Origin of the sequence: Bacillus cereus group sp. N12 (assembly GCF_016483575.1) — a bacterium.
Lineage (GTDB): Bacteria > Bacillota > Bacilli > Bacillales > Bacillaceae_G > Bacillus_A > Bacillus_A toyonensis.
Genome location: NZ_JAEHBO010000019.1, coordinates 31121 through 45766 on the forward strand (window position 1 = coordinate 31121; position 14646 = coordinate 45766).

The window sequence follows — 14646 nt, forward strand, 5'->3', positions numbered from 1 at the left end:
AAGAATAGAGCGCCATTTATGCGCTCTATTTCTCTTGTTTAATTTAAAGAATCAATAGGCTTATGATGGAACTTAAATCCATATCTATATTATCCCAATTGTTCACTTAGAGTGTTATAAAACTTTTTATCATTCTAGTACGATTGAGCACCCGTTATCGAAACTTATCCCCGACAGTGTGTTACAATTAATAGAAGCGGAAAACGAGAATCTCCAATTGACTGGACGTGTGATTGGTTGGACAGTTTAAGAAGGTTGTATAAAAAAGGGAGATGGCGCAAAGATGGCGAGAGCAAAAGAGAATGATTTAACGGAGAAATTGGCAGAAGGTCAACGAAAATATGGTGACGGTAACTTTACAATACAGAACATCGGTGATGAAACTAACCCGAATTGGACTGTCGTAAAAAATGTGAGGAAGGGATCGGCAGGCATTCGCGAAGAGGAAGATATATTAAGACTGCGATCAAAATATATAAAATAGTATGGAAATGAGCGGGCCGAGAGTTCGAATCTCTCCTGGGGCGCTAAGAAAACCTTGTTATTTTTTGATAACAAGGTTTTTTGTTTAGTTATTAATAAACTTCTCAAAGACAAAACCATAATCTTTCACATTATATTGTTTCTTCGTATCAACGAGCCAGTTAAAGGCGATTTCATTTATCTCTTTAAATTGCTCTGCTAAATTTACTTGTGCATTTGAAATACGGCTAAAAGCGTTAGATGCCATATCTAGACTTTTATGTGCATACTGCAATGTAATATCGTTGTCGTATGAAATTTCTTCTATTTTAAGTAAAGCCTTATATAAATCTTTTAATTCTTCAATGTATTTTTTATGAACATCAATTGAATAATGCTCATCTCCCATTTGAAACTTAATTTCTACATCTAAATCAATCGTTCCGGCAGTTTCAAGTGCTACGTTTTTAATTTGATATTTACTATAGCTAAAGCGGCGTAGTGTACGTTTTTTACTTGTTGCGCTTGTGCCATCTAAGTGGATTAATCCTTTGTTTGTGAAACAATATTCATCTGATTTTGATTTAATTAGAAAATAAATTTTCTCTCCATCTTCATGCATCACGTAATCATCAGCATCAACCTTATCGTAATCTTTCGGTGTAATGACAGACCCTACATCGCTTAGTCCTAATACATCTGCAGCCATTTTTTTAAACATATATAATCCCCCTTTTAAATTCTTAATTATACAAAAATATATTAACATGATTTTAACAAAATGTTTTCTTGTAAGGCGAAAATATTTGAAGGTAAGTTAAGAAAAATAACGAATATTATTTCGATCCTAAATTATTTAATAAATCCATTAGTTTGAGAGTTGATTCTCCGAAAAATTATCAAGAGAAAAAGTTAATATTGCAAGTGATTATAGAGAAATTCCATGAAAGCACCTCAAGCGATAGGAGGTGTTTTTCTAACCCTTTTGAAATCTTACAATTCTGTAAGGTAACTGTAAGGTAGTTCGATGGTAAGAAATTGCTAATCTTTTATAATGAAGGTAACAACGATAAAACGAGGAGGAAGAAATGATGAAGGGATTAGTTGTAACAGGCTTAACAGTTGCTTTTGGATTTGTAGCGTATGAGAAATTAACGTATGTAGTTGATGTTGTAAAACATTTAATCGCTTAGTAAAAAAACTACCATGAGAGGGAAAGGGAATGAGTGAATGAATGGAATGGTTATTTGGAATTATAGGTACTTGTAGTGTAGTGTTATTGTTCTTTGTCCCGAGTGGTATACTTAGTTCGACCACGAGTTTGTTTTTCTTAAGTTTGTTTGCTTGCACGATGCTTATTATTATGTTTTTAATGAAGCGAAGTAAGCCAATCTTCTATTTTAGCATGATTGTTATGGCAATTATTGTTCTCCAAATTATTACCCTTGTAATATACCCCACAATTATAAAAGCTTTCCATTAATGATGAATCCTCTGCGTCTGTTGCTGAGGATTTTTATTTGTATAATTTTGATTTTTTAATAAAGATTTAGCTGTATTGAAATATAAAAATAGAATATTTTTATATTTCAAACAAAAGGTTTTAGATTGTTGTGTTCTTATTACGCATTTGATATATTTACTTTGAAGATCATTAAAATCTAGAAAAAGAGGCGGACGTATGGATAAAAAAGAAAATACGGTCGTATTGTTTCCGCAACTATCAGAACGCTATATTGATGAAGGTTTTTTAGCACTGAAAGAGCGGGAATTCGAAGATGCATTGCGCTGCTTTGAAATATTACGTCAGTATAATGCAGAAACGGAACAAACGGAATTAGCTTCCGTTATTTGTTTGCTGGAATTAAAACGTATGGAAGAAGCGAAAGACAAATGTGAACAGCTGCTTGAAACAGGAGCTGTCTTATTTGGTGATATTCTTGAAACGTATGTGACGATTTTAGTTCAAACAAATGATTATGAAGGCGTTATTGAAACTGTTGAAAAAGTTTTGCGAACGAAAGATATAATGCCTGAGCAAAAGGAAAAATTAGCGCAACTCGCTTTATTTGCAGAAGGTATGCTAAATGAAGAAGACACGTCGCTAATTGATTCAAATTTCGAATTGGATGAATTTACTAAGGAGATTTTTGGAGAAAACTTTGGGCAAAAGCTGAGAGCGATTCAACAGATTTCGTTAAAAGACTTGGATCTCGCATTACCTGTTTTAAAGAAATTTTTAATAGACGAAAAGCAACATCCTTATTTGAAAACTTCTATTTTGTATAAAATGATAGAAAATCAAGTAGAAGAAGAGATAGAAGTAGAAAAGTTTGGAAATAGGGTTAAAGTGATTCCAGCATTTACAGGTCATAATGAGGAGCAATCCGATAACATTATACATACATTATCAAGCCGATTGGAGCAAAATTATCCCGATATATTTAGTGCGATGGTTGCATATTGGAAAGAATTACAAATTAGCGTTTTCCCATTTGCACTATTAATGGATAAAGTAGAGATTTGGGCTGCTGTTTTAGAGAGAATTGGAAGAAAGCGTTTCGGATTGGCTATTGATGAAGAAGAACTTATGACAGCATATAATATTGAATTAGAAGAGTTTCATATTGCCTATCAATGGTTATTGCGTGTTGAAAGAGAAGGATATTTGCCCGTATAATTATGAAAAAGAATCGTTCAGTTCTTGAAACGAGCATATTCTATGTTATAATGTAAGGGTTGCAAAAGGCAGAAATCTGTCTGTTTGTAAGAGAAGAGAAGTGTAATTCTCTTACTTAATATGTTTCATATTAGTCTCGAACAAAATATACCGTAGTTGTCTTTTAGACAACTAGTAGATTGGAACATTATATCTGAAAGCATTTGCTAGAGGATTATTTGTACATTTATTATTTCGAAAGAGAGATAATGAATATTTTGATCTATAGAGGTATGTGCATACATTATTATAGTTGGAGGGAAAGAATAAATGGCTGCAAAATGGGAAAAATTAGAAGGTAACGTAGGCGTTTTAACAATTGAAGTTGATGCTAAAGAAGTAAACAACTCTATCGACGCTGCGTTCAAAAAAGTAGTAAAAACAATCAACGTACCAGGTTTCCGTAAAGGAAAAATGCCTCGTCCGTTATTCGAACAACGCTTTGGTATCGAATCTTTATACCAAGATGCTTTAGATATCATCTTACCAAAAGCATACGGTGAAGCAATCGATGAAGCTGGTATCTTCCCAGTTGCTCATCCTGAAATCGATATTGAGAAGTTCGAAAAAAATGCTAACCTTATCTTCACTGCAAAAGTTACAGTGAAACCTGAAGTTAAATTAGGTGAGTACAAAGGTTTAGCAGTAGAAAAAGTTGAAACAACTGTAACTGACGAAGATGTAGAGAATGAAGTAAAAGCTTTACAAGAGCGTCAAGCTGAACTAGTTGTTAAAGAAGAAGGAACTATTGAAAATGGTGATACAGCTGTAATCGACTTCGAAGGTTTCGTTGATGGCGAAGCATTTGAAGGCGGAAAAGGCGAAAACTATTCTCTTGCAATCGGTTCTGGTACTTTCATCCCAGGTTTCGAAGAGCAAGTAATTGGTCTTAAATCTGGTGAGTCTAAAGACGTTGAAGTATCATTCCCAGAAGAGTACCATGCTGCTGAATTAGCTGGCAAACCAGCAACATTCAAAGTAACAATTCACGAAATCAAAACAAAAGAACTTCCTGAGTTAAACGACGAGTTCGCTAAAGAGGCTGACGAAGAAGTTGCAACTCTTGATGAATTAAAAACAAAACTTCGTACAAACTTAGAAGAAGGCAAAAAGCACGAAGCTGAGCACAAAGTACGTGACGAAGTAGTAGAATTAGCTGCTGCTAACGCTGAAATCGATATTCCAGAAGCTATGATCGACACTGAGTTAGATCGTATGGTTCGTGAATTCGAGCAACGTTTAAGCCAACAAGGTATGAACCTTGAGCTTTACTACCAATTCACAGGTACTGATGCTGACAAATTAAAAGAGCAAATGAAAGAGGATGCACAAAAACGTGTAAGAATCAATCTTGTTCTTGAAGCTATCATTGAAGCTGAAAACATCGAAGTTACTGAAGAAGAAGTAACTGCAGAAGTTGAAAAAATGGCTGAAATGTACGGTATGCCAGTAGACGCTATCAAGCAAGCTCTTGGAAGCGCAGACGCTTTATCTGAAGATCTTAAAGTGCGTAAAGCTGTAGACTTCTTAGTAGAAAACGCTGCATAATAAAATAACAAGGCGCGATTTTAATCGTGCCTTGTTTTATAAATATAGAAATATATTTATAAAACTTTTCGATGAAGAAGGAAAAGTTCCTTTATAAGTCGAATATACATATTTCAAAAGTTTTAAAAACTTTTTATTTGTACATAACTAGTCATATTATTTGTATTTCTCGCTACGTAGTGACATAATATGTATTTACATACGATACATTTATCGTGTACATACGAAGGCAAGAGGTTAGCACTTTGTAAGGGGTGTGAAAATATGTTTAAATTTAATGATGAAAAAGGGCAATTAAAATGTTCTTTCTGTGGTAAAACACAAACGCAAGTTCGAAAGTTAGTTGCAGGTCCAGGTGTTTACATTTGTGACGAGTGTATCGAGCTTTGTACTGAAATTGTACAAGAGGAGCTTGCGAAGGACGAAGAAGTAGAATTCAAAGATGTACCGAAACCGGTAGAAATTCGTGAAATCTTAGATGAGTATGTCATCGGACAAGATAACGCGAAAAAAGCACTAGCGGTAGCGGTATATAACCATTACAAACGTATTAATTCTAACAGCAAAATTGATGATGTAGAATTAGCGAAGAGTAATATTTCACTTATTGGGCCAACAGGTAGTGGTAAAACATTATTGGCACAAACATTAGCGCGTATTTTAAATGTTCCATTTGCAATCGCGGACGCAACATCTTTAACAGAAGCTGGATACGTTGGGGAAGATGTAGAAAACATTTTACTAAAACTAATTCAAGCGGCTGATTATGATGTAGAAAAAGCGGAAAAAGGAATTATTTATATTGATGAGATTGATAAAGTGGCACGTAAGTCCGAAAATCCATCAATTACACGTGATGTATCTGGTGAAGGTGTACAGCAGGCACTTCTGAAAATTTTAGAAGGTACTGTAGCAAGCGTTCCACCTCAAGGTGGTCGTAAGCATCCGCATCAAGAATTCATTCAAATTGATACAACGAATATCCTATTCATTTGTGGTGGAGCGTTTGATGGCATTGAGCCAATTATTAAACGTCGCCTTGGTGAAAAAGTAATTGGATTTGGTTCAGAGAAGAAAAATGCTGATGTAAATGAAAAGCATGTTCTATCTCACGTATTACCAGAGGACCTTTTAAGATTTGGTTTAATTCCAGAGTTTATCGGTCGTCTTCCAGTTATTGCGAACCTAGAGCCACTTGATGAAGATGCTCTTGTTGATATTTTAACGAAACCGAAAAATGCACTTGTTAAGCAATTCCAAAAACTGTTGGAGCTTGACGATGTTGAGTTAGAGTTTGAAGAAGGCGCACTGATTGAGATTGCGAAAAAAGCAATTGAACGTAAAACAGGTGCTCGTGGACTTCGTTCTATTATTGAAGGCTTAATGCTTGATGTAATGTTTGAACTTCCATCTCGCAAAGATATCGAGAAGTGTATTCTTACGAAAGAAACAGTAGCTGATAATGAGCCACCGAAATTGGTGCTACAAGACGGTACTGTACTTGATACAAAAACATCTGCATAATGCGAAAGAGAAACAGCAATTTTTATAATTGCTGTTTTTCTTTATGTTTAGCTACGTTCTTCCGCGGAAATACTAAATGATAAAACATTGCGGGAGGAAATAAATGATGAGCTGGACAAATATATTTTTACTTGTTCAACTTGTTTTTGGTGTAATTGTCGGATTATATTTTTGGCACTTACTTCGAAATCAGCGAACACAAAAAGTTTCAATTGATCGAGAATCAAAAAAAGAATTAGAACAGCTTCGTAAAATGCGTGAGATTTCTCTAACAGAGCCGCTTGCGGAAAAGGTGCGCCCTACATCCTTTTTAGATATTGTAGGGCAAGAAGACGGGATTAAGTCGTTAAAAGCGGCTCTTTGTGGTCCGAATCCGCAACATGTAATCATATATGGCCCGCCGGGTGTCGGAAAGACAGCAGCAGCGCGTCTTGTATTAGAAGAGGCGAAACGAAATCCGAAATCTCCATTTCGTACGAATGCAACATTTATCGAACTTGATGCGACGACAGCTCGGTTTGATGAACGTGGTATTGCAGATCCTTTAATTGGCTCGGTTCATGATCCGATTTATCAAGGTGCTGGTGCGATGGGGCAAGCAGGTATTCCACAACCGAAAAAAGGCGCAGTAACAGATGCACATGGTGGTATTTTGTTTATTGATGAAATTGGTGAACTACATCCGATTCAAATGAACAAAATGTTAAAGGTGTTAGAAGATCGAAAAGTATTTTTAGAAAGTGCGTACTATAGTGAAGAGAATACGATGATTCCAACGTATATACATGATATTTTTCAAAAAGGTTTACCAGCAGATTTCCGCTTAGTTGGAGCGACAACACGTTCACCAGAGGAAATTCCACCTGCTATTCGGTCTCGTTGCTTAGAGGTATTTTTCCGTGAACTAGATACAGAAGAAATTCAAAAAGTAGCGAAGAATGCAGCCGACAAAGTGGAAATGCAAATCGGTGAGAACGGTATTGAAATGATTGGTATGTATGCAAGGAATGGACGAGAAGCAATCAATCTCGTGCAAATCTCTGCTGGTATGGCGATAAATGAAGAACGTTCTTTCATTAAAGATGAAGATATAGAGTGGGTTGTTCATTCTAGTCAGCTTGCACCGAAATATGAAAAACGTATTTACCCTATTCCGAGGATCGGTCTTGTAAACGGACTTGCTGTATACGGACCGAATACAGGAGCGTTATTAGAAATAGAAGTAACAGCAATCACGGCGAAAGATAAAGGGGCGGTAAATGTTACCGGTATTGTAGAAGAGGAAAGTATTGGTAGCCAAACGAAATCAATTCGTCGTAAAAGTATGGCGAAAGGTTCTGTAGATAATGTATTAACAGTACTTCGTTCTTTAGATGTGTTGCCAGAAGGGTACGATATACATATTAATTTTCCAGGTGGTATCCCGATCGATGGTCCTTCTGCAGGGATTGCTATGGCAACGGGTGTTTACTCAGCCGTGCATCGTACATATGTGAATAATGAAGTGGCGATGACAGGTGAAATAAGTATACATGGAGAAGTGAAGCCTATTGGTGGTGTGTACGCAAAAATAAAGGCTGCGAAAAAAGCAGGAGCTAAGAAAGTCATTATTCCTGCTGAAAACATGCAACCGTTTTTGTACACAATAAAGGGAATTGAAATCATTCCTGTGCGTAAGTTAAAAGAAGTATTTGAGCTAACATTTATGCAGGAAAATATGCATCGAGAGCTTGATGTACATACTACTGTAGACGAAACAGATGCACAATCCATGTGAGAATGAATGATAATAAAATTTGCCAGACTTCGTTTAAGTTTGTATGCTTAAGCGGAGTCTTTTTTTCTTTTCATAAGGGAGAAAAAACAAGGGATTTACAATTGCTCAGAATCTCTGCAATTGCATCTAGATGTATTGTAATATAAAATAGTTGAACAGGAGTTTAATTTATTATGGAGGTGCTATGTCTAGTATGAATACGAATGAAAGAATCGTACCCCTCCTACCATTAAGAGGCGTTCTCGTATATCCAACGATGGTTCTGCATCTTGATGTAGGACGTGATAAATCGATACAGGCACTAGAGCAGGCGGCAATGGATGAAAATATCATCTTTTTAGCGATGCAAAAAGAAATGAATATCGATGATCCGAAAGAAGATGACATATATAGTGTAGGTACAGTGGCGAAAGTGAAGCAAATGTTAAAATTGCCGAACGGTACGCTTCGTGTCCTTGTAGAAGGTTTACATAGAGCAGAAGTAGTAGAGTTTATCGAGGAAGAAAATGTAGTACAAGTTTCTATTAAAACGGTAACTGAAAAAGTGGAAGATGATTTAGAAGAGAAAGCTCTTATGCGTACGTTACTGGAGCATTTCGAACAATATATTAAAGTTTCGAAAAAAGTATCAAATGAAACATTTGCAACGGTAGCTGATGTAGAAGAACCAGGAAGACTAGCTGATTTAATTGCTTCTCACTTGCCAATTAAAACGAAACAGAAACAAGAAATTTTAGAGATTGTATCTGTGAAAGAACGATTACATACACTTATTTCAATTATTCAAGATGAACAAGAGTTACTTAGTTTAGAAAAGAAAATTGGACAAAAAGTGAAACGTTCAATGGAACGCACGCAAAAAGAATATTTCTTACGTGAGCAAATGAAGGCGATTCAAACTGAACTTGGCGATAAAGAAGGTAAGGGCGGGGAAGTTGAAGAACTTCGTGAGAAAATTGAACAGTCAGGAATGCCTGAAGAAACAACGAAGGCTGCACTGAAAGAATTAGATCGTTATGAAAAGCTACCAGCAAGTTCTGCGGAGAGCGGTGTTATTCGCAATTATATTGATTGGTTATTAGCACTTCCGTGGACAGAAGCGACAGAGGATATGATTGATCTTGTTCATTCTGAAGAGATTTTAAACAAAGATCATTACGGTCTTGAAAAAGTAAAAGAGCGAGTGCTTGAATATTTAGCTGTACAAAAATTGACGAACTCATTAAAAGGACCTATCCTTTGTTTAGTAGGCCCTCCAGGGGTCGGGAAAACTTCGTTAGCTCGTTCAATTGCGACATCATTAAATCGTAATTTTGTCCGTGTATCCCTTGGTGGTGTGCGTGATGAATCTGAAATTCGTGGTCACCGTCGTACATACGTTGGAGCAATGCCGGGACGCATTATTCAAGGTATGAAAAAGGCGAAAACAGTTAATCCAGTCTTCTTATTAGATGAGATTGATAAAATGTCTAACGATTTCCGTGGCGATCCATCAGCAGCATTACTTGAAGTGTTAGATCCAGAACAAAATCATAACTTCAGTGATCATTACATTGAAGAACCATATGATCTATCGAAAGTTATGTTTGTAGCAACCGCTAATACACTTTCAAGTATTCCGGGTCCATTACTTGACCGTATGGAAATTATTTCGATTGCTGGGTATACAGAACTGGAAAAGGTGCACATTGCTCGAGAGCATTTATTGCCGAAACAATTAAAAGAGCATGGCTTACGAAAAGGTAATTTACAAGTACGTGATGAAGCGCTTCTTGAAATTATTCGTTATTATACACGTGAGGCTGGTGTTCGTACGCTAGAGCGCCAAATTGCAAAAGTTTGTCGTAAAGCAGCGAAAATTATCGTTACAGCGGAACGTAAACGTATTGTTGTGACAGAGAAAAATATTGTAGATTTACTTGGTAAACACATATTCCGTTATGGGCAAGCAGAGAAAACAGACCAAGTCGGAATGGCAACCGGGTTAGCTTATACAGCAGCGGGCGGCGATACACTTGCAATTGAAGTGTCTGTAGCGCCAGGTAAAGGGAAATTAATTTTAACAGGGAAACTTGGGGATGTTATGAAAGAATCAGCACAAGCTGCGTTTAGCTATATTCGTTCTCGTGCCGAAGAGCTTCATATTGATTCAAATTTCCATGAGAAAAATGATATTCATATTCACGTTCCAGAAGGAGCAGTTCCAAAAGATGGACCGTCAGCAGGTATTACGATGGCAACGGCACTTATTTCTGCACTAACAGGTATTCCTGTAAGTAAAGAAGTTGGTATGACAGGTGAAATTACACTTCGTGGCCGTGTATTACCAATTGGTGGATTGAAAGAAAAAACATTAAGTGCTCATCGCGCAGGCTTAACAAAAATTATTTTGCCAGCAGAGAACGAGAAAGATTTAGATGATATTCCAGAAAGCGTAAAAGAAAATCTTACGTTTGTGCTTGCATCTCATTTAGACGAAGTATTGGAGCACGCATTAGTAGGAGTGAAACAATGAAAGTAACAAAAGCAGATATTGTAATTAGTGCTGTTAAACCAGAACAATATCCAGACAGTGATTTACCAGAAATTGCATTAGCAGGTCGTTCAAATGTCGGGAAGTCTTCCTTCATTAATAAAATTTTAAATCGTAAAAAGTTAGTACGTATTTCTTCTAAACCAGGAAAAACGCAAACGCTAAACTTTTTCTTAATCAATGAAATGATGCATTTTGTTGACGTTCCAGGTTATGGATATGCGAAAGTATCTAAAACGGAACGTGCAGCATGGGGCAAGATGATTGAAACGTACTTTACAACACGTGAGCAATTAGATGCAGCTGTATTAGTAGTAGATTTACGTCACCAACCAACAAACGATGATGTGATGATGTATGATTTCTTAAAGCATTATGAAATTCCAACAATTATTATTGCGACGAAAGCCGATAAAATTCCGAAAGGGAAATGGCAAAAGCATTTAAAAGTTGTAAAAGAAACGCTTGCTGTTGAAATTGGCGATGAAATCGTTCTATTCTCTTCTGAAACAGGACTTGGAAAAGAAGAAGCGTGGAAGGCAATTCATAAAATGACAAAAACAAAAAACGCGTGACGAATGTCGCGCGTTTTTTGTTTGTATAAATTTTTAGCGTACGTTTAATGTTACTTCAATATTCCCTCGTGTTGCTTTAGAGTACGGACATACACCGTGAGCGGCTTCTACAAGTTCTTGTGCTTCGGCATGAGAAACGCCAGCGACATGTACGTCAAGTACAGCAGATAGTCCGAAACCACCATCTGTATCTTTTCCGATAGAAACGTGAGCAGTTACTTCTGTACTTTCCACTTTCACTCGTTTTGTACGAATGACAAGTTGCAATGCACTATCAAAACAAGCGGCATAACCAGCGGCAAATAGTTGCTCAGGGTTTGTTGCTTCCCCGCCAGCACCACCTAATGCTTTCGGCATTTTTACATCAAGATTTAATATGCCATCATCTGAAACTACTTTCCCGTTTCTTCCACCTGTTGCTGTTACTGAAGCAGTATATAATTTATCCATGTTTATTCCCCTTTTCTATCATTTATTGTTTTCATTGTTTCAATTAGTTTATTTAATTGGGTTAATAAAGAACGATACTCTTGCTCTGTAATTCCTAAATTTGTAGCCATCGTTTTCGGTAATGAACAAGCCTTTTCTTTTAAATCTTTACCTTGTTCTGTTAATTCAATACAAACTTTTCGCTCATCTTCTTTTGAACGAACACGTTTTACAAGGTTTAATGATTCCATCCGTTTTAGCATAGGTGTTAACGTGCCGGAATCTAGAAATAGACGTTCTCCAATTTCTTTTACTGTTAGTCCGTCTTGTTCCCATAGTACAAGTAAAGTAATGTACTGAGGGTACGTAATACCCATTTCGTCTAAATACGGTCGATAAAAACGTGTAACCTCTCTAGAACAGGCGTAAATAGAAAAACAAAGTTGGTTATCTAGATGCAAAGAATCTTCTATCATGAATAACTCCTTTCTTTTTAAATTGTGAACAATTTAATTTTGTAAAACCAATATAACGAAAAATAAATACAATGTCAAATACATTGTATTGAGAAAGTGTGTGCTATATTTTGGAACAATCATACATATTTTCCTTCATGATGAAAGAAGATAGGAAAGATGATGTTATAATTTATATGGAATAGTTTCCATCACTTGATTATGAGGACTTTTTTTGGTAACGTACAAATAGAGTTATTAATTTATAATCATTATAAAGTAGGGAGCTTTTTATTAGTTTTACTGAATCTCCTTTATTACATACGGAGAATATATAAAAAATAATCGGTTGTTCACACGATTGTCAGATTCATAAGAGGAAAGTTGTATTATGATAGTAGATAAAGTGATAAAACGGGTGAAGGGGGACATGCTGCGTGCATATTCTTGTTGTTAGTGTAAATTATCGAACAGCCCCTGTAGAATTTCGTGAGAAACTCACATTTCAGGCAGCAGAGCTAGAACAAGCAATGACTACATTACAAAGTCAAAAGAGCGTGTTAGAAAATGTCATTGTATCAACTTGTAATCGCACTGAGATTTATGCTGTTGTCGATCAATTACACACGGGACGGTATTATATTAAGAAGTTTTTAGCTGATTGGTTTCAGCTTGAAATAGAAGAAGTCGCACCATATTTAACTATTTTTGAACAAGATGGTGCAATAGATCATTTATTCCGCGTAACGTGCGGTTTAGATTCTATGGTAGTTGGAGAAACGCAGATTTTAGGTCAAATAAAAGATAGCTTTTTAGAAGCGCAACAAGTAAAAGCGACAGGTACAATTTTTAATGAATTGTTTAAGCAAGTCATTACGTTAGCAAAACGTGCTCACTCAGAAACAACAATTGGTGAGAGTGCAATGTCTGTTAGTTATGCTGCTGTTGAACTTGGAAAGAAAATATTTGGTGAGTTAACAGATTGTCATGTACTTATTCTTGGTGCTGGTAAAATGGGAGAACTTGCATTACAAAATTTATACGGAAGCGGTGCTCGTAAAGTAACCGTTATGAATAGAACGCTTTCAAAAGCGGAAGTAATGGCTGAGAAATATATGGGACATGCAAAATCTTTAAGTGAATTACAATGTGCATTATTAGAAGCGGACATTTTAATTAGTTCCACTGGTGCATCAGAGTATGTCATTACGAAAGAGATGATGACAAAGGTAGAGAAAATGCGCTCTGGTCGTCCTTTATTTATGGTTGATATTGCAGTGCCACGTGATATTGATCCAGCAATTGATGAGTTAGAAGGTTCTTTCTTATATGACATTGATGATCTGCAAGGAGTAGTGGAAGCAAATCGTGCTGAGCGTTTGAAAGAAGCAGAGAAAATTCAATTTATGATTGAAGAGGAAATTGTTCTATTTAAAACGTGGTTAAGTACACTTGGTGTTGTTCCGTTAATAGCAGCTCTTCGTGATAAGGCACTTGTAATTCAAAGCGAAACGATGGAAAGTCTTGAACGAAAAATACCAAATCTTAGTGATCGTGAGAAAAAAGTAATTAGTAAGCATACGAAAAGTATTATTAACCAATTATTAAAAGACCCAATTTTAGTAGCAAAAGAAATAGCTGCTGAAGAGGGGGCGGGCGAAAAATTAGCGTTATTTGCAAAGATTTTTGATTTAGAAACGGAAGAAGTAGAGAGTCGTGCGGAAGAAGTAGAACATAAAAGAGTGTGGACACCATCCGTTCCATCTTTATAATTTGGAAGGATGATCGGATGAGTTTTTTAAATAACAGTATTATTTATCATATTGCAATTATTTTATATGCTTGTAGCATTAGTTTATATTTTATAGATTATTTCCAAAGTAACCGAAAGGCGAACCGATTTGCTTTTTGGTTACTTTCGATTGTATGGGTATTGCAGTCTATTTTTATGTTGCTTAGGGCGACAGATTCAGAAACGAATCCCATTTTAACTTTATTATCAGGGATTTATTTTTATGTTTGGTTATTGATTACGATGTCGTTAGTCATAAATCGATTTATGCGCGTTGACTTTTTAGTCTTCTTTACAAATGTTGTAGCATTTGGCGTAAGCGCCTTTTCTATTTTTACACCGCTCGGAAAGATGTCGCCAGTACTTGCAGAGCAATTAGTTTCAGAACTTGTATACGTGCATGTTGGAATGGCGATTATTTCTTATGCAACGTTTACGGTATCGTTTATTTTTTCTATTATGTATTTACTGCAATATCGCCTATTAAAAAAGAAAAAGTGGAATGCGAGATTAAGAAGGTTAGGGAATTTGCCGAAGCTTGAATCTACGTCTTACGGGTTAAATTTATTTTCTGTTCCATTTTTCTTACTAGCAATTTTATTAGGATGCATATGGGGATATACAAAATTGGACAATTTTCATTGGTATGATACGAAAGTAATCGGTTCGTTTGTCGTTCTATTTGTATATTGTACGGGCTTGTATTTACGAGCGGCAGATGTGTTGCAAGGGAAGAAAATTGTACTGTGGAATGTAGGGGCCTTTCTCGTAATGCTAGTTAACATTTTTCTATTAAGTAGTTTATCTAATTTCCACTTTTGGTATTTATAAT

At 36.0% G+C, this 14646-nt stretch carries 13 protein-coding genes and 1 pseudogene; 11 read left to right on the forward strand and 3 right to left on the reverse strand.

The features are described 5' to 3' along the window. The first annotated feature begins 283 nt into the window (after positions 1–283). Complete coding sequence (locus JDS92_RS12250; RefSeq protein WP_000090056.1) at positions 284–484, forward strand: hypothetical protein; 201 nt, start codon at positions 284–286, stop codon at positions 482–484. 84 nt (positions 485–568) lie between these two features. On the opposite strand, the gene JDS92_RS12255 is transcribed toward JDS92_RS12250, so the two are convergent. Beyond that, complete coding sequence (locus JDS92_RS12255) at positions 569–1183, reverse strand: PH domain-containing protein (protein WP_098137373.1); 615 nt, start codon at positions 1181–1183, stop codon at positions 569–571. A gap of 113 nt (positions 1184–1296) precedes the next feature. Between JDS92_RS12255 and JDS92_RS31700 the strand changes: the two are divergent. From JDS92_RS31700 to ysxC, 8 genes and pseudogenes are all read left to right on the forward strand, one after another. Further along, positions 1297–1409, forward strand: a pseudogene (locus JDS92_RS31700) (group I intron-associated PD-(D/E)XK endonuclease); the annotation flags it as partial. Positions 1410–1696: 287 nt separating this feature from the next. Further along, positions 1697–1945: a hypothetical protein gene (locus JDS92_RS12260; protein WP_001983650.1), complete on the forward strand. Its 249-nt coding sequence runs from the start codon at positions 1697–1699 to the stop codon at positions 1943–1945. Positions 1946–2143: 198 nt separating this feature from the next. Beyond that, the gene (locus tag JDS92_RS12265; RefSeq protein WP_000358250.1) at positions 2144–3142 is read left to right on the forward strand and encodes a hypothetical protein; all 999 of its coding nucleotides are present in this window, start codon (positions 2144–2146) and stop codon (positions 3140–3142) included. Positions 3143–3451: 309 nt separating this feature from the next. Next, the gene (gene tig / locus JDS92_RS12270; protein ID WP_000729257.1) at positions 3452–4729 is read left to right on the forward strand and encodes a trigger factor; all 1278 of its coding nucleotides are present in this window, start codon (positions 3452–3454) and stop codon (positions 4727–4729) included. 264 nt (positions 4730–4993) lie between these two features. Further along, a complete protein-coding gene (gene clpX, locus JDS92_RS12275; protein ID WP_000472286.1) occupies positions 4994–6253 on the forward strand; it encodes an ATP-dependent protease ATP-binding subunit ClpX in 1260 nt (419 codons plus the stop codon). 106 nt (positions 6254–6359) lie between these two features. Then, positions 6360–8030, forward strand: coding sequence for an ATP-dependent protease LonB (gene lonB, locus JDS92_RS12280; RefSeq protein ID WP_033663342.1), 1671 nt, complete (start codon positions 6360–6362; stop codon positions 8028–8030). Positions 8031–8214: 184 nt separating this feature from the next. After that, positions 8215–10545 (forward strand): endopeptidase La, encoded by a 2331-nt coding sequence (lon, locus tag JDS92_RS12285; protein ID WP_199631974.1) that lies wholly within the window; start codon positions 8215–8217, stop codon positions 10543–10545. After that, complete coding sequence (gene ysxC / locus JDS92_RS12290) at positions 10542–11138, forward strand: ribosome biogenesis GTP-binding protein YsxC (RefSeq protein WP_000869123.1); 597 nt, start codon at positions 10542–10544, stop codon at positions 11136–11138. The genes lon and ysxC overlap by 4 nt, the downstream gene beginning before the upstream one ends. A gap of 33 nt (positions 11139–11171) precedes the next feature. Here ysxC and JDS92_RS12295 read toward each other — a convergent pair whose 3' ends face one another. Both JDS92_RS12295 and JDS92_RS12300 read right to left on the reverse strand, forming a co-directional pair. Beyond that, positions 11172–11588, reverse strand: a complete 417-nt coding sequence (locus tag JDS92_RS12295; protein WP_000359777.1) for an organic hydroperoxide resistance protein — start codon at positions 11586–11588, stop codon at positions 11172–11174. Positions 11589–11590: 2 nt separating this feature from the next. Next, the gene (locus JDS92_RS12300; RefSeq protein WP_000568750.1) at positions 11591–12043 is read right to left on the reverse strand and encodes a MarR family winged helix-turn-helix transcriptional regulator; all 453 of its coding nucleotides are present in this window, start codon (positions 12041–12043) and stop codon (positions 11591–11593) included. Positions 12044–12459: 416 nt separating this feature from the next. Here JDS92_RS12300 and hemA point away from each other — a divergent pair, with 416 nt between their 5' ends. Then, positions 12460–13794, forward strand: coding sequence for a glutamyl-tRNA reductase (gene hemA / locus JDS92_RS12305; RefSeq protein WP_000547854.1), 1335 nt, complete (start codon positions 12460–12462; stop codon positions 13792–13794). Positions 13795–13811: 17 nt separating this feature from the next. Next, positions 13812–14645 carry a cytochrome c biogenesis protein gene (locus JDS92_RS12310; protein WP_000009003.1) on the forward strand — a complete coding sequence of 278 codons (834 nt, stop codon included), beginning with the start codon at positions 13812–13814 and terminating at the stop codon, positions 14643–14645. Position 14646 lies beyond the last annotated feature (1 nt).